Source organism: Ralstonia sp. 22111, from assembly GCF_052045895.1.
GTDB lineage: Bacteria > Pseudomonadota > Gammaproteobacteria > Burkholderiales > Burkholderiaceae > Ralstonia > Ralstonia wenshanensis.
The window spans coordinates 586,966-604,118 of sequence record NZ_JBQEPR010000003.1 but is presented as its reverse complement, the minus strand read 5'-3'; the positions used below and the strand labels follow the sequence as shown (position 1 = coordinate 604,118).

Genomic DNA, 17,153 nt, shown 5'->3' with positions numbered 1-17,153 from the left:
GCAGCGAGTTGACGGATAAAAATTCTTCGACGAGTTGTTGACAGCGACGAAAAAGCTCTGCATAATCTCGTTTCTCTGCTGCAGACAACGCAGCGACGCGATAAACAAAGTTGATCGCGAAGTTCTTTAACAAGCAAACAGCCGATAAGTGTGGGCGCTTAATACTGGATGCGACGAACGCAAGTTCGTTAGCTTACAAGTAATGAAGTGCTCGCACAGAAGTAAGGTTTGAACGAAAGTTCAAGTCAGATTCTGAGAGTGAGCGACCGCTCGTAAAGAGCGAAAACAGCAGATTGAACTGAAGAGTTTGATCCTGGCTCAGATTGAACGCTGGCGGCATGCCTTACACATGCAAGTCGAACGGCAGCGGGGGAGAAGCTTGCTTCTCCTGCCGGCGAGTGGCGAACGGGTGAGTAATACATCGGAACGTGCCCTGTAGTGGGGGATAACTAGTCGAAAGATTAGCTAATACCGCATACGACCTGAGGGTGAAAGTGGGGGACCGCAAGGCCTCATGCTATAGGAGCGGCCGATGTCTGATTAGCTAGTTGGTGGGGTAAAGGCCCACCAAGGCGACGATCAGTAGCTGGTCTGAGAGGACGATCAGCCACACTGGGACTGAGACACGGCCCAGACTCCTACGGGAGGCAGCAGTGGGGAATTTTGGACAATGGGCGAAAGCCTGATCCAGCAATGCCGCGTGTGTGAAGAAGGCCTTCGGGTTGTAAAGCACTTTTGTCCGGAAAGAAATGGCTCTGGTTAATACCTGGGGTCGATGACGGTACCGGAAGAATAAGGACCGGCTAACTACGTGCCAGCAGCCGCGGTAATACGTAGGGTCCAAGCGTTAATCGGAATTACTGGGCGTAAAGCGTGCGCAGGCGGTTGTGCAAGACCGATGTGAAATCCCCGAGCTTAACTTGGGAATTGCATTGGTGACTGCACGGCTAGAGTGTGTCAGAGGGGGGTAGAATTCCACGTGTAGCAGTGAAATGCGTAGAGATGTGGAGGAATACCGATGGCGAAGGCAGCCCCCTGGGATAACACTGACGCTCATGCACGAAAGCGTGGGGAGCAAACAGGATTAGATACCCTGGTAGTCCACGCCCTAAACGATGTCAACTAGTTGTTGGGGATTCATTTCCTTAGTAACGTAGCTAACGCGTGAAGTTGACCGCCTGGGGAGTACGGTCGCAAGATTAAAACTCAAAGGAATTGACGGGGACCCGCACAAGCGGTGGATGATGTGGATTAATTCGATGCAACGCGAAAAACCTTACCTACCCTTGACATGCCACTAACGAAGCAGAGATGCATTAGGTGCTCGAAAGAGAAAGTGGACACAGGTGCTGCATGGCTGTCGTCAGCTCGTGTCGTGAGATGTTGGGTTAAGTCCCGCAACGAGCGCAACCCTTGTCTCTAGTTGCTACGAAAGGGCACTCTAGAGAGACTGCCGGTGACAAACCGGAGGAAGGTGGGGATGACGTCAAGTCCTCATGGCCCTTATGGGTAGGGCTTCACACGTCATACAATGGTGCATACAGAGGGTTGCCAAGCCGCGAGGTGGAGCTAATCCCAGAAAATGCATCGTAGTCCGGATCGTAGTCTGCAACTCGACTACGTGAAGCTGGAATCGCTAGTAATCGCGGATCAGCATGCCGCGGTGAATACGTTCCCGGGTCTTGTACACACCGCCCGTCACACCATGGGAGTGGGCTTTACCAGAAGTAGTTAGCCTAACCGCAAGGAGGGCGATTACCACGGTAGGGTTCATGACTGGGGTGAAGTCGTAACAAGGTAGCCGTATCGGAAGGTGCGGCTGGATCACCTCCTTTAAGAGCGTGCATCCGACGTTAGGCGTCCACACTTATCGGTTTGTTTGATGTTACAGCCAAGGGTCTGTAGCTCAGGTGGTTAGAGCACCGTCTTGATAAGGCGGGGGTCGTAGGTTCAAGTCCTACCAGACCCACCAAGTTACGGACGGTGGAAGTTGTTCTCTGCCGTGACTGGGGGATTAGCTCAGCTGGGAGAGCACCTGCTTTGCAAGCAGGGGGTCGTCGGTTCGATCCCGTCATCCTCCACCATTACCTTTTGGTTGCCAAACGCAAGCATCGACGCTGTGTCGATGGTGTTTGCGTTTGGCCTAGCCAAGACGAGCGTAAAAGTTCGGCTGTTCTTTAACAATATGGAATGTAGTAAAGGTGTCGCGGTGCGTTGATGAGACGCACAATCAAAACGCGACACTGGGTTGTGATTGTATCAACCAGTATTACCAGAGCAATCGAAAGATTGTCTTGGAATACGGCACAACGCGAGAACTCAGCCTATAGCGAGACATACTCGTTATAGGGTCAAGCGAATAAGTGCATGTGGTGGATGCCTTGGCGATTACAGGCGATGAAGGACGTAGTAGCCTGCGAAAAGCTGCGGGGAGCTGGCAAACGAGCTTTGATCCGCAGATATCCGAATGGGGAAACCCGGCCCGCATGGGTCATCTGTTACTGAATACATAGGTAACAGAAGCGAACGCAGTGAACTGAAACATCTAAGTAGCTGCAGGAACAGAAATCAACCGAGATTCCCAAAGTAGTGGCGAGCGAAATGGGATCAGCCTTGTACTCTTTAGCAGTATTGTTAGCAAAGCGGAATGGAAAGTCCGGCCATAGTGGGTGATAGCCCCGTATGCGAAAACAGTATTGTGGAACTAGGTGTACGACAAGTAGGGCGGGACACGTGAAATCCTGTCTGAAGATGGGGGGACCATCCTCCAAGGCTAAATACTCGTAATCGACCGATAGTGAACCAGTACCGTGAGGGAAAGGCGAAAAGAACCCCGGGAGGGGAGTGAAATAGATCCTGAAACCGCATGCATACAAACAGTCGGAGCCTGGAAACGGGTGACGGCGTACCTTTTGTATAATGGGTCAGCGACTTACATTCAGTGGCAAGCTTAACCGATTAGGGAAGGCGTAGCGAAAGCGAGTCCGAATAGGGCGTTCAGTCGCTGGGTGTAGACCCGAAACCAAGTGATCTATCCATGGCCAGGTTGAAGGTGCGGTAACACGTACTGGAGGACCGAACCCACTAACGTTGAAAAGTTAGGGGATGAGCTGTGGATAGGGGTGAAAGGCTAAACAAACTTGGAAATAGCTGGTTCTCTCCGAAAACTATTTAGGTAGTGCCTCGTGTCTCACCTTCGGGGGTAGAGCACTGTCATGGTTGGGGGGTCTATTGCTGATTACCCCGCCATAGCAAACTCCGAATACCGAAGAGTGCAATCACGGGAGACAGACATCGGGTGCTAACGTCCGGTGTCAAGAGGGAAACAACCCAGACCGCCAGCTAAGGTCCCTAAATATTGCTAAGTGGGAAACGAAGTGGGAAGGCTAAAACAGTCAGGAGGTTGGCTTAGAAGCAGCCACCCTTTAAAGAAAGCGTAATAGCTCACTGATCGAGTCGTCCTGCGCGGAAGATGTAACGGGGCTAAGCAATATACCGAAGCTGCGGATGCACGTAAGTGCATGGTAGGAGAGCGTTCTGTAAGCCTGTGAAGGTGTCTTGTAAAGGATGCTGGAGGTATCAGAAGTGCGAATGCTGACATGAGTAGCGATAAAGGGGGTGAAAGGCCCCCTCGCCGTAAGCCCAAGGTTTCCTACGCAACGTTCATCGGCGTAGGGTGAGTCGGCCCCTAAGGCGAGGCAGAGATGCGTAGCTGATGGGAAGCAGGTTAATATTCCTGCACCGTCGTATGATGCGATGGGGGGACGGATCGCGGAAGGTTGTCCGGGTGTTGGATGTCCCGGTCCCTGCATTGGAGATGGCACTTAGGCAAATCCGGGTGCGTGATTCAAGGGTGTGGGGCGAGCGACTTTAGGTCGCGAAGCAATTGGAAGTGGTTCCAAGAAAAGCCTCTAAGCTTCAGTCATACGAGACCGTACCGCAAACCGACACAGGTGGGCGAGATGAGTATTCTAAGGCGCTTGAGAGAACTCGGGAGAAGGAACTCGGCAAATTGGTACCGTAACTTCGGGATAAGGTACGCCCTTGTAGTTTGACTAGCTCGCGCTAGAAGGACGAAGGGGTTGCAATAAAATGGTGGCTGCGACTGTTTAATAAAAACACAGCACTCTGCAAACACGAAAGTGGACGTATAGGGTGTGACGCCTGCCCGGTGCCGGAAGATTAAATGATGGGGTGCAAGCTCTTGATTGAAGTCCCGGTAAACGGCGGCCGTAACTATAACGGTCCTAAGGTAGCGAAATTCCTTGTCGGGTAAGTTCCGACCTGCACGAATGGCGTAACGATGGCCACACTGTCTCCTCCCGAGACTCAGCGAAGTTGAAGTGTTTGTGATGATGCAATCTCCCCGCGGCTAGACGGAAAGACCCCATGAACCTTTACTGTAGCTTTGCATTGGACTTTGAACCGATCTGTGTAGGATAGGTGGGAGGCTTTGAAACCGGGACGCTAGTTTCGGTGGAGCCGTCCTTGAAATACCACCCTGGTTTGTTTGAGGTTCTAACCTTGGCCCGTGAATCCGGGTCGGGGACAGTGCATGGTAGGCAGTTTGACTGGGGCGGTCTCCTCCCAAAGTGTAACGGAGGAGTTCGAAGGTACGCTTGGTACGGTCGGACATCGTACCTAAAGTGCAATGGCAAAAGCGTGCTTAACTGCGAGACCGACAAGTCGAGCAGGTGCGAAAGCAGGACATAGTGATCCGGTGGTTCTGTATGGAAGGGCCATCGCTCAACGGATAAAAGGTACTCTGGGGATAACAGGCTGATACCGCCCAAGAGTTCATATCGACGGCGGTGTTTGGCACCTCGATGTCGGCTCATCTCATCCTGGGGCTGTAGCCGGTCCCAAGGGTATGGCTGTTCGCCATTTAAAGAGGTACGTGAGCTGGGTTTAAAACGTCGTGAGACAGTTTGGTCCCTATCTGCCGTGGGCGTTGGAATCTTGACGGGGGCTGCTCCTAGTACGAGAGGACCGGAGTGGACGTACCGCTGGTGTACCTGTTGTCTCGCCAGAGGCATCGCAGGGTAGCTATGTACGGAAGAGATAACCGCTGAAAGCATCTAAGCGGGAAACTTGCCTGAAGATGAGGATTCCCTGGAGACTTGATCTCCCTGAAGGGTCGTTCGAGACCAGGACGTTGATAGGCTGGGTGTGGAAGCGCAGTAATGCGTTCAGCTAACCAGTACTAATTGCCCGTGCGGCTTGATCCTATAACCGGTATGTTTCCGGCTGGGTCTGCCTTGTGCCTGATACTCACACATCACAACCCCAAATCTACATTCCCATATTGGTCGCGTTGACCTCGTCAACGTGGCAACAAGTCATAGCCTGGTGACCATAGCGAGTCGGTACCACCCCTTCCCATCCCGAACAGGACCGTGAAACGACTCCGCGCCGATGATAGTGCGGATTCCCGTGTGAAAGTAGGTCATCGCCAGGCTCTCCCATCCAACACCCCAGCTCCCTTCAAAGAGCTGGGGTGTTTGTCTTTGCGCGAACGCCTTGCACCCGGCTTCCTGCATCGATCTGCCAACTACTTCCCGGCAACACCCCCCTCCCCTCACACAAAAACAAAAGGCCTGAAGGGGCTCATAGAGCGCTTTTTGTCGGGCATCCCCAGCAGTTTGGGCGAAGCCTACTTCAAAGTCCCTCCAAGCGGGTGCTTTGAGGTTGCTATCGCTGCCTTGCAACGCACAAGCAAAACTAGATCGAGTTGAAGGAAAGTTGTGATACTGTATATTTATACAGTATCCGTTGGTTTGCGTTGGCGTTTCCATGTTTGCGTTGTCCCCGTCTCTTGTCATTGCCAAAGATGTGGCGGAATGCTCCGTCCCCGCTGGATGCGCGGGGTCTGGGGAGCGTTCGCTCATGCCGAAAGCCTCGACGGTGCCATTACCGGAGGCGCTACATCCGGCTCTGTGGAGCGCTGGCCGCCTGGCGCGAGGCGATGGGCGCGTTCTGGCCACTGGATATGACTCGCTGAATGCCGAGTTGCCCGGTGGTGGTTGGCCCCTCGGCGGGCTGACTGAACTGCTGTGTCCGCAATCCGGTATTGGTGAATGCCGGTTGCTGCGCCCGGCGTTGTCTACGCTGTGCGCGAGCGCGGGGCGCATCGCGTTGATTGCTCCGCCGCATCTGCCGAACGCAGTGAGGCTGGTGGGCTGGGATTTCTCTCCTGAACAAATCGTTTGGGTGCGCGCTGACAAGCCGGCTGATCTTCTGTGGGCAACCGAGCAGGTTCTGCGCAGCAAGGCTTTCGGTGGTGTGCTGATCTGGTTGAACCGGGCACGCTCAGGAGAGTTGCGCAGGCTGCAGGTGCTGGCCCAATCGGGAGAGAGCGCGATTTGGGTGTTTAGGCCAGCTCAGGCGCAGCGTGAGTCGTCACCAGCGGTGCTGCGGCTGGGGTTGGAGCCGGCGGGCGCCGATGCGCTGTCCATTCTTTTCCATAAGCGGCGCGGGCCGTTGCGTGAATCACCGTTGCTGCTACCGTTGGCCGACCCGCTTCGGGCCGGTCGCGCTTCCGTGCGTCCGTTGCCTGTACCGCCCGTCGAGCCGTTCATCATGGATCCGGCCACGGCGAATTTGCTCGCCGCGCTTTCATCTCCTTCGTCTTCTGTGACGTTCGACGCTTTGTCGGACGTTTCCGATCCAAACACTCTCGATCATGCCGTTCTGGATCGCGGTGCATCTGCCCCGTCTCCCACTCGACGCGCTTCGACCCCGGTGGTCTGACCCAGCCGCGCTGCCTTTGCCGGTGGTGGTGGTGGAGCAGGAGCGCGTGGTGTCGGTCAACCGTTTGGCGATGCGCGAAGGCGTACACGCAGGCCTGCGCCGGGCAGGTGCGCAGGCGTTGGTACCGCACGCTGTACAGCTTGACCGTGACGCGGCCGCCGAGGCGCGGTTGCTGCAATCGCTGGCGCTGGCGCTGCTGGCATTCACTCCGCATGTCACGTTGGACGTGGTGGATGAGGCGACTGTTTTGCTAGAGGTCGAGGCCAGCTTGCGGCTGTTCGGCGGGCATCGCGCGCTGTGTCGGGCGGTGAGGTATTGCGCGGTTCGGTTGGGCGCCATGCCGCAGCTTGGCACCGGGCCGACGGCACGCGGTGCGGCATGGCTTGCCAGTGCGCAACCGGCGCCGATGCGTGGCCGTCGTCGCACAGCAGCACGTCAAGGGCGCGCGCGGAGGGCAGTGCGGCAGGAGCGGTTGTCGGCGTTGCTTGATCAATTGCCGGTCGATGCGGTGGCGCGACTCACGCGGCCCGATTGGCTTGAAGGCCTCGGCTGCCGCACACTGGGCGATTTGCGCGAGTTGCCGCGTAGCGGCCTGCGGCGGCGCTGCGGGCCGGTGTTGGTGGATACGCTCGACGCCGCTTATGGCAACGGGCACGAGAGCTTTACGTGGTTTACCGCGCCGTTGCGCTTTGATGTGTCGTTGGAATTGCCAGGACGCATCGATAACGCGGAAGGGGTGCTGGCAGCCTCGGAGCAATTGTTGTTGCAGCTGGTCGGCTGGTTGTCGGCGCTTCAATTGGGCGCCAAAACGTATCGACTCTCGCTGGAGCACGAACGCCGGCGTGGTCGGGGCAGTAATGAGGCGGCCTCATCCACACCGGTGGAGATCGCCCTTGCACAGCCGGTTCGCACGCTGGCGCACTTGTCGCGGGTACTGCATGAACGTGTGCATCGGCTCACGCTGATCGCTCCGGTGGTCGAACTGCGTTTGACGGTGACCGACGCCACGCCGCTCGCGCCGCCTACGGAGTCGCTGTTTCCAGAGCCCGGTGGTCGCGCTGAAGATGCCGCACGCCTGATCGACACGCTGATCGCCCGGCTGGGTGCTGAGAACGTGCGTCACCCGCAGCCGTGTGCCGACCATCGCCCTGAGCGCGCCAACCACTGGGTCGAGGTAAATGCCGCAACCACCGCGCAGAGCCGTGCGACCGCGCGTCAGGCATTGGCGCAGTGGCATGCGCAGCAGCCGGAGCGCCCGCTGTGGCTGCTGGAGAAACCGATCCCGCTGCTGACACGTCAGCACTATCCGTATTACCGCGGGCTGTTGCGGCTGGTGTCGATGCCCGAGCGCATTGAATCCGGCTGGTGGGACGACGACCTCATCAAGCGTGATTACTTCATCGCCGCCGGAGAAAAAGGCGAGCGTTACTGGGTGTATCGCGAGCGCGTTTCCGCAAGCAAAACCAATGCGGCAGACGAGGACGTTCGCTGGTATCTGCACGGCTTGTTCGGCTAAGCACGTCATGACTTCGGCCACGCCACTCTCCGTTCTGCCCGACTATGCCGAGCTGCATTGCATCAGCAACTTCACGTTCCTGACCGGCGCGTCGCATCCGCACGAACTGGTGGAGCGTGCCAAGCTGTATGGTTATCAAGCGCTGGCGCTGACCGACGAATGCTCTGTGGCGGGCACGGCGCGAGCGCTTGTGGCTTCCAAGGAACACGAACTGAAGCTCATCATCGGCAGCCGCTTTACGGTGCGCAATGCCGATGGCGAACCCTGGCTGCGGCTGGTGCTGCTGGCGCAGAACGTCGAGGGGTACGGCAACCTGAGCGAGATCATCACGCACGCGAGGCTGGCAGCGCCCAAGGGCGAATACCGCTTGCTTGCTGACGATTTGGCCGCGCCCCAAGGTGAACTCGCTCACCTGCGCGGCGTGCCCGACTGTCTTGCGATTCTGCTGCCCGATTACGATCCCGACCCGCAGCAATTGCTGGCGCAGGCGTGGTGGTGCCAACGCGTGTTCGCTGATCGGCTATCGATTGCGCTGGAGTTGCCGCTACGGCACGCGGACGACCGCCATCGCGGCACGGTCGCGGCGGTGTCGGAACAGATCGATGTGCCCATGGTCGCGACCGGCGGCGTGCAGATGCACACGCGCCAACGCAAGCCGCTGCATGACGTGCTGACGGCCATCCGCCTGTCGAAGCCGCTTTCGGAGTGCGGATTGGAACTTGCACCCAGCGCTGAGCAGGCGATGCGCACGCGCATGCAGCTCGCGTTTCTTTATCCAGACAAGCGTGGCGAGAAGATCCTGCGTCGGACAGTGGAACTGGCGGCGTTGTGCAATTTTTCTCTCGACGAGATCGAATACGAATATCCGAGCGAAGTCGTACCGGAAGGCATGACGCCGACCGAATACCTGCGCGCCGAAACGCTCGCTGGTGCCGCGCGACGCTATCCAAAAGGCGTGTCGAAGAAGGTGCGCGAGCAGATTCAAGAGGAACTCGGACTGATTGCCGAGCTGCGTTACGAGCCGTTTTTCCTGACCGTCTATGACGTGGTGAAGTTCGCCCATAGTGAGAAGATCCTTTGCCAGGGGCGCGGCTCGGCGGCCAACTCGGCGGTGTGCTATTGCCTGGGGATTACCGAGGTGAACCCGGACAGCGGCAACACGCTGTTCGCACGCTTTCTTTCGCGTGCGCGCAATGAGCCGCCCGACATCGACGTCGATTTCGAACATCAGCGCCGCGAAGAGGTCATCCAGTACATCTACAACAAGTACGGCGTGACCCGTACCGCGCTGGCGGCGGCGCTCATCACCTACCGCACGCGTAGCGCACTGCGTGACGTCGGCCGCGCGCTCGGCATCGATCTGGGGATCATCGAGCAGGTGGCCAAGGGGCAGGCGTGGTGGGATAGCCGTAAGGAATTTGCGCAGCGCGCAGGCCAGCAGGGGCTGGACCCGGAATCGCCGCTGGTGCTGCGCTGGGCGCAACTGGTGGATCAGTTGCGTGGTTTTCCGCGCCATCTGTCGCAGCACGTGGGCGGGTTCGTGATTGCGCAGGGCAAGCTTTCGCGCCTGGTGCCGATCGAGAACGCAGCGATGGAAAACCGCCGAGTCATCCAGTGGGATAAAGACGATCTCGAATCGCTGCGCCTGCTGAAGGTCGACGTGCTGGCATTGGGCATGCTGACTGCCATTCGCCGCACGCTCGATATGGTGGATGCGTTGCCCGGACGGCGCGAGCACTACGGCGCGACGGCCAAGCTCGCCATGCAGAACCTGCCCGATGACGACAAGAAAACCTACGACATGATCTGCCGCGCCGAGACCATCGGCGTGTTCCAGATCGAATCGCGTGCGCAGCAATCGATGCTGCCGCGTCTGCGTCCGCGCGAGTATTACGACCTGGTGATCCAGGTGGCCATCGTTCGTCCGGGACCAATCCAGGGCGGCATGGTGCATCCGTATCTGCAGCGGCGTGAGGCAAAGCGCAATGGCAACACCGATTGTGTGACATACCCCGGTCCCGAGGTGAAAGCCGTGCTCGAACGCACGCTGGGTGTGCCGATCTTCCAGGAGCAGGTGATGGAGATCGCCATGAAGGCCGGCGATTTCACTCCAGATGACGCAGACCGCCTGCGCCGCGACATGGCTGCCTGGAAGCGCAAGGGCAATCTCACGCAGCATCAGGAGCGCCTGGTGCATGCGATGGTCGTCAAGAGGCGCTACGACCCCGCTTTTGTCGAAGCGCTGTGCAAGCAGATGGAAGGCTTTGCCGAATACGGCTTCCCCGAAAGCCACGCGGCAGGTTTTGCCAAGCTGGCCTATGTCAGCAGCTTCCTGAAATGCCACGAGCCGGCAGCGTTCTTTGCTGCGTTGCTCAACAGTCAGCCGATGGGGTTCTATTCACCGTCGCAACTGGTGCAGGAGGCGCGGCGCAACCATGTGCGCGTGCTGCCAGCAGACGTGACGGCCAGCGTTTGGGACAGCTCGCTGCATCTCCGCGCCGATGGCGAGGCCGGTGAAGATGGCCTGGTGCAGCCGGATATCCGCCTCGGGTTGAATCGCATTCGAGGCATGCGCAAGCCGGCTGCCGAGCGTATCGAAGCAGCTCGCGCCCAGGCGCCATTTACCAGCGTGGAGGATCTCGCCCATCGCGCCGCGCTCGACCGCCATGACCTGAACGTGCTGGCCGCAGCCAATGCGCTCAAGCCGCTGGCTGGCCACCGTCGTCAGGCACTATGGCAAACGCTCGCCCTGCAGGAGCCCGGCCACGATCACGCGCTGCTGCGCCAGGCTCGTCCGGTGGAGGCGCCGCTCGAGCTACCCGTGCCTCCCATTGGTGAAGAGGTGATGGCGGATTACGGCAGCCTGGGGTTGTCATTGCAAAGCCATCCGGTAGGGCTGCTGCGCGGGCGGCTCGAACGCATGCGTTTTGCCACCGCCGCCACGCTGGCCGGCTATCGCAACGGGCAACTGGCGCGCGCTTGCGGCATTGTCACGGTGCGGCAGCGGCCGGGCACGGCCAACGGCACCATCTTCGTTTCCATTGAAGACGAGACGGGCGCCATCAACGTCATCCTCTGGCCGCACTTGATCGAGCGTCAGCGACGTGAAGTGCTAAACGCCCAGTTGCTGGGCGTTTACGGCAAATGGCAGTGTGAGCGAGAGACCCGACACCTTGTCGCTCAGCATCTGGTGGATTTGACCCCACTTCTGGGGCGCCTCGCCACTTTCAGCCGCGACTTCCATTAATTCCTGTTCGACTGCCAACTGACCGCCGCGTCACCTTCGGCACGGCAATTGCGTGACGAGAGGCACGCGCAGTCGCCCCACCGTGATGCAGAGGGCTCAGGCGGTTCTCTCCCGCCGTGCACCCTCCAATTGGCGGATAGGGCAAGCGCGGATCGACGAAACGTAGTGCGGGTGCAAGGATTTGCGCTTGAGGCATCACAAAAACCGCCTGCCAAGCGAAGAAAACGGCATCTGTAAGGGAACTGACCCTCAAGGCGCCTTGTCACCATAAGCAGGGTTGATGAGATGCGCTTTCATCACGCGTCAATATTGGGTGCAGTCGAAATTACGTCTACTCTGTAGAAAACACATCACGGAGGCCGCCCCAAAAAGTGTGCAACGGCGTGCATAGAGAACCGCCACCGTTGCCGTGCTGTGTATGACCGCGGACGAAGGTGCAGCCACCCGACCCGCATATTTTCAGCCCATCGATCGGGTCCAGACCCGGCGGTGTTTCCCATCTCAGGTGCAGGAGCGAACAGATGGAACAGCCTTTCAAGCAGTTACACAGTCTGCGCAAGTCGCGCAAGCTCAAACAGGAAGATGTCGCCAAGATGGCCGGTATCTCTCGCGAAGCGTATTTGCGCGCGGAATCCGGTCGTGCCGATCCCCGCCTGTCGACGCTGATGGCCGTGGCCGGCGCGCTGGGACTGGAGGTCGTTCTGGCGCCGCGAGAAGCCGTTGCCGAGATTGAGCGCGTGATTGCCAATCATCCGGCTCAGCCAACGCAATCGGGCGGTGGAGCGGAAGCTGGCCACGAGCGTTCGGAGCATGGCTCGATGGGCGGCACGGGCGGCGGTCATGGCCTTGCAGGCCAGTATCGCGGGCCGGAGCGCCATCCGCAGTCCGCCTATCACCCGGGTGCCTCGCACAGCCAAGCTGGCCAGCAAGGTGCCCCGCATGCGGGCGGCGGCGCCGAGGATCGCTCGCGCATGACGTCTTCGGACAGGCCGGGCGCCGGCGGTTCGTCGAGCGGCTCAGATCGCCCGGGCGGCGGTTCGGGTTCGCGCGAGTCGTAAGCGGATCATTCTGGTATAGGCCGGGCACGCAAGCGCCCGGCTTGCGATTGAGCGCAGGAAGCAGTCGCACTACAATCGGCCGGGCAAACCTCGCCCAGTTGGTTTGTGCGCGTTTGCGCTAACGTTTCCTTCTCCTTTCCTATGCACGGCGATCCGCCACGCACGCACATGGCGCAAGCCGTACCGCAACATCCGCCGTTCTGGCATCACCTCAAACAAGACGTTTTCTTCTGGTCGCTGTTGGCCATCTGCGGCGCTCTGACGCTTGCGGCGCCCAAGCGCATCGTTGAGTATCCGGCGCTGATTGACTGGCACACCATTGCCGCATTGGCCGGTTTGCTCATCCTGACCAAGGCGGTAGAGGCCAGCGGCATGCTGCAGTTGCTCGGCCGGCGCCTGGTCGAAGTCGTCAGCAGCGAGCGTGTACTGGCGCTCAGCCTGGTAGCGGCTTCGGCGGCGCTGTCGACCATATTGACCAACGATGTGGCGTTGTTCGTGATCGTGCCGCTCACCGTCGGTTTGCGGCAGGTCGCCAACCTGCCGGTGGCGCGGCTGGTGATATTCGAGGCGCTGGCGGTCAACGCGGGTTCAGCGCTCACGCCGATCGGCAATCCGCAGAACCTCTTCCTGTGGCATCAATCCGGGCTGTCGTTTGGCGCATTTGTCTGGCAGATGGCGCCGATGGTCGTGCTCCTGATGGCTTTGCTTCTGCTGGTGACGTGGCTGGCGTTTGCCTCGCACGAAATCCATCTGCATGCTGAAGCCACCGACGTGGAATTGCACAAGCGTCTGCTGGTGCCGGCGCTTGTCTTGTACGTGCCTTTTCTCGTGCTGACCGATCTGGGCCATCCGCTGGTCGCGGCTGCGGGGTTAATCGGGCTGTACCTGATCGGCGCACGCTATGTGCTGGCCCGGGTGGACTGGGGCCTCCTGCTTGTGTTCATGCTGATGTTCATTGACCTGCGGCTGGTGGCGCAGCTTGGCGTCGTGCGGCAGGCGCTGGACGCGTTGGCGTTGAGCAATCCAATGCATCTGTACTGGGCTGGCATTGGCGTGTCGCAGATCATCAGTAACGTGCCGGCGGCGATCCTGCTGGCCGAGTATTCGCATGACTGGCCGATGATTGCCTTTGCGGTCAGCGTAGGCGGATTTGGCACGCTGATTGGCTCGTTGGCCAACTTGATCGCGTTGCGCATGTTGGGTGACCGGCGCGCCTGGTGGGTGTTTCATGCGTACTCGATGCCGTTTCTACTGGCTGCGGCGGGTATCGTGTACGCGTGGCTGATGTGGCTGCGCTAGGCTTGCATGGCATCCCAATCGGGCGCGAAAGCTAGCCTAATGATGGCGCTCGGTACGGAAGCACCGCTGTGGCGTAGCGGTCAGCTGGCCGACTTGTTTTCCGATTGGCCGGACGAGCGCTTTGCGTTGTACGCGCTGTATCCGTCGCGTCGTTCCCTGCCGGCGAAGGTGCATGCGTTCATCGATTTCTGCGTCGAGAACCTGCCTGCGGGCTAGCGTACAAAGCACTGCGGCCGCACTAGGCAGCCGCAGTGGATGACGCAAGAAACGTCAGACCTTCTTGGCCGATATCACCGCTTCGGACACATTGCGCGGGGCTTCGGCGTAGTGCTTGAACTCCATCGTGTACGTCGCACGGCCTTGCGTGGCGGAACGCAGCGCGGTCGAGTACCCGAACATCTCGGCCAACGGCACTTCGGCCTTGACGATCTTGCCCCCGCCGCCCGCAATGTCTTCCGTACCCTGCACCATGCCGCGCCGTGAAGACAGGTCACCCATCACGTTGCCCATGTAATCTTCGGGCGTTTCCACTTCCACGGCCATCATCGGTTCGAGCAGGATGGGGCCGGCCTTGCGCATGGCCTCTTTGAAGGCCATCGAGCCAGCCATGCGGAACGCGTTTTCATTTGAATCCACGTCGTGGTACGAGCCGAAGGTCAGGCGCACCTTGACGTCGACCACCGGGTAGCCCGCCAGCACGCCCGTGTTGAGCGTGTCACGAATGCCCTTGTCCACCGCCGGGATGAACTCGCGCGGAATCACGCCGCCCTTGATCTCGTCGACGAACTCGTAGCCCTTGCCCTCGTTCGGCTCCAGCGTGATGACCGCGTGGCCGTATTGGCCCCGTCCGCCCGACTGCTTGACGAACTTGCCTTCGACGTCTTCAGCGGCCTTCTTGATGGTTTCGCGGTAGGCCACCTGCGGCTTGCCGACAGTCGCTTCCACGCCAAACTCGCGCTTCATGCGGTCGACCAGGATTTCGAGGTGCAACTCGCCCATGCCCGAAATGATGGTCTGGCCGGATTCCTCATCCGTCTTCACGCGGAACGACGGGTCTTCCTGTGCCAGGCGGTTCAGGGCGATCCCCATCTTTTCTTGGTCGGCCTTGGTCTTGGGCTCGACAGCCTGGCTGATCACGGGCTCAGGGAACTCCATGCGCTCCAGCACGATGACGTGCTCCGGGTCGCACAGCGTTTCGCCGGTCGTTACATCCTTCAGGCCCACCGCAGCGGCGATGTCGCCGGCCAGCACTTCCTTGATCTCTTCGCGCTGGTTGGCATGCATCTGCAAGATGCGGCCAAGGCGTTCCTTCTTCTGCTTGACCGAGTTGTAAACCGTATCGCCCGAATTGATCTTGCCCGAGTACACGCGAAAGAACGCGAGCTGGCCGACGAACGGATCGGTCATGATCTTGAAGGCGAGGGCGGCGAAGGGCTCGCTGTCGCTGGGATGGCGCTCAAGCGGCTCGTCCTTCTCGCCATGGCCTTCAATGGCGGGAATGTCCACCGGCGAAGGCAGGTAGTCGACCACCGCGTCCAGCATGGCCTGCACGCCCTTGTTCTTGAAAGCGGAGCCGCACAGCATCGGCTGGATTTCGCCGGCAATGGTGCGTTTGCGCAAGGCGCGCTTGATCTCTTCCTCGGTCAGCTCTTCGCCGCCGAGGTACTTGTTGAGCAGTTCTTCATCCGCTTCCGCCGCGGCTTCCACCATCTTTTCGCGCCATTCCTGCGCGATGGGCAGCAGCGCCGGGTCAATGTCGGTGTATTCGAACTTCACGCCCTGCGAGGCATCGTCCCACAAGATCTCTTTCATCTTGACGAGGTCGACCACGCCGCGGAAACCGTCTTCCGCGCCAACGGGAATCTGGATCGGCACCGGGTTGCCCTTCAGGCGTTCACGCATCTGGCGCTCGACACGGAAAAAATCCGCACCGATGCGGTCCATCTTGTTGACGAACGCAATGCGCGGCACCTTGTACTTGTTGGCCTGGCGCCAGACGGTTTCGGACTGCGGCTGCACGCCGCCCACGGAGTCGTAGACCATGCAGGCGCCGTCGAGCACGCGCATGGAGCGTTCCACCTCGATGGTGAAATCGACGTGGCCTGGGGTGTCGATGATGTTGATGCGGTGTTCCGGGTAGTTACCGGCCATGCCGCGCCACATGCAGTGCGTGGCCGCCGACGTGATGGTGATGCCGCGCTCTTGCTCCTGCTCCATCCAGTCCATCGTGGCCGCGCCGTCATGCACCTCGCCTATCTTGTGATTGACCCCTGTGTAGAACAGGATGCGCTCGGTCGTGGTGGTTTTGCCGGCGTCGATGTGCGCCGAGATGCCGATGTTGCGATAGCGCTCGATGGGGGTCTGGCGGGGCATGATGTTTCTCTTCCGTTGAAGGACACTCGCATCGCCGACTCCGCACCATGCGAAGGGCGAATGTGCGAGTGGGAACACATTATAGGATCGGTCCTAACCCATCGCATGTAGGGGTATTGGATGAGATTTCACCCCCTTGCTCCCTCATATGCGAGTTGGTGCAGGCGTGCAAAGTCGAGCAGTTCGATTTCTCCGTACGCCAGCCTGAGGATGCCGCGCGCCTGGAAATCCTTCAAAACCTGGTTCACGGTTTGGCGCGACAGTGCCAGCAATTGCGCAAGCTGTTCTTGTGGCACGTGCAGCACACGCCGCGTGCCCAGACGCAGGTCGCCATAGCCGTCGGCCATCAGTAGCAGGCGCCGCGCCACGCGTACGGGGGCCGGCAGCAGGGCAGTCTCTTCGAGCACGATAAAGGTCAGACGCAGCTTGTGGGTCAGGAGCAAGGCAAACGCATGCAGCAGCGCGGGTGAGCTCTCCAGCAGGGCGATGAGCGCCGCTTGCGGCATGTGCAGCAACGTCGTATTGCCGTCGGCGCGGGCATCGTGCGTGCGCGGTTGGCGATCGAACACCCCGATCTCACCAAACCAGTTGACCGGTTCCAGCACGGCCAGCAAGGCTTCGCGGCCGTCCGCACTCGTCGCACCGATGCGGATCGTGCCCTCCACCACGCAGTACAGGCCGTCGGGTGCGTCGCCACGCTGGAAGAGGATCTCGCCAGCGCCCAGGCGACGCACCCCCGCAATGTCGATCAATGCGTCCTGCAAGGTCGCGTCCAACGTCCCGAACCAGCTGCTGGCGTGCAGGCGTTCGCGGTACGAGGCGGCGTCCAGCGTGCCGGATGTGGCGACGGTGTGGTCCATGAGGGGCGACTGAGGAGCGCTTCGGAAACGTGGAATTTGTCGGCTACGCG

The 17,153-nt window shown here is 59.6% G+C and carries 8 protein-coding genes, 2 tRNA genes and 3 rRNA genes; 11 read left to right on the top strand and 2 right to left on the bottom strand.

What is annotated here, in order from left to right:
* Positions 1–295 precede the first annotated feature (295 nt).
* The 11 genes from ACTJK4_RS11635 (at position 296) to ACTJK4_RS11585 (ending at position 14,086) form a co-directional block, all read left to right on the top strand.
* Positions 296–1,835 (top strand): 16S ribosomal RNA (locus tag ACTJK4_RS11635).
* A gap of 60 nt (positions 1,836–1,895) precedes the next feature.
* A tRNA-Ile gene (locus ACTJK4_RS11630) sits at positions 1,896–1,972 on the top strand.
* A gap of 36 nt (positions 1,973–2,008) precedes the next feature.
* Positions 2,009–2,084, top strand: a tRNA-Ala gene (locus tag ACTJK4_RS11625).
* 265 nt (positions 2,085–2,349) lie between these two features.
* Positions 2,350–5,228: ribosomal RNA gene (locus ACTJK4_RS11620) — 23S ribosomal RNA — on the top strand.
* Positions 5,229–5,345: 117 nt separating this feature from the next.
* Positions 5,346–5,458 (top strand): 5S ribosomal RNA (gene rrf, locus ACTJK4_RS11615).
* Together the 16S, 23S and 5S rRNA genes with 2 tRNA genes alongside form the textbook arrangement of a ribosomal RNA operon.
* A 335-nt stretch (positions 5,459–5,793) precedes the next feature.
* Entirely contained in the window at positions 5,794–6,750 is a 957-nt protein-coding gene (gene imuA, locus ACTJK4_RS11610) for a translesion DNA synthesis-associated protein ImuA (RefSeq protein WP_433868080.1), read from the top strand.
* Entirely contained in the window at positions 6,683–8,266 is a 1,584-nt protein-coding gene (locus ACTJK4_RS11605; RefSeq protein WP_414562397.1) for a Y-family DNA polymerase, read from the top strand. The genes imuA and ACTJK4_RS11605 overlap by 68 nt, the downstream gene beginning before the upstream one ends.
* Positions 8,267–8,273: 7 nt before the next feature.
* A complete protein-coding gene (locus tag ACTJK4_RS11600) occupies positions 8,274–11,513 on the top strand; it encodes an error-prone DNA polymerase (protein WP_433868079.1) in 3,240 nt (1,079 codons plus the stop codon).
* Between the two features lie 521 nt (positions 11,514–12,034).
* On the top strand, positions 12,035–12,571 hold the full coding sequence (locus ACTJK4_RS11595; RefSeq protein ID WP_232039334.1) for a helix-turn-helix domain-containing protein: 537 nt from the start codon (positions 12,035–12,037) through the stop codon (positions 12,569–12,571).
* Positions 12,572–12,712: 141 nt separating this feature from the next.
* Positions 12,713–13,870 carry an SLC13 family permease gene (locus tag ACTJK4_RS11590; RefSeq protein WP_433868078.1) on the top strand — a complete coding sequence of 386 codons (1,158 nt, stop codon included), beginning with the start codon at positions 12,713–12,715 and terminating at the stop codon, positions 13,868–13,870.
* 6 nt (positions 13,871–13,876) lie between these two features.
* Complete coding sequence (locus ACTJK4_RS11585) at positions 13,877–14,086, top strand: hypothetical protein (protein ID WP_433868077.1); 210 nt, start codon at positions 13,877–13,879, stop codon at positions 14,084–14,086.
* A gap of 54 nt (positions 14,087–14,140) precedes the next feature.
* Here ACTJK4_RS11585 and fusA read toward each other — a convergent pair whose 3' ends face one another.
* Positions 14,141–16,243, bottom strand: a complete 2,103-nt coding sequence (fusA, locus tag ACTJK4_RS11580) for an elongation factor G (RefSeq protein ID WP_322018263.1) — start codon at positions 16,241–16,243, stop codon at positions 14,141–14,143.
* A gap of 128 nt (positions 16,244–16,371) precedes the next feature.
* Positions 16,372–17,103 (bottom strand): Crp/Fnr family transcriptional regulator, encoded by a 732-nt coding sequence (locus tag ACTJK4_RS11575; protein ID WP_433868076.1) that lies wholly within the window; start codon positions 17,101–17,103, stop codon positions 16,372–16,374.
* Positions 17,104–17,153: the final 50 nt, after the last annotated feature.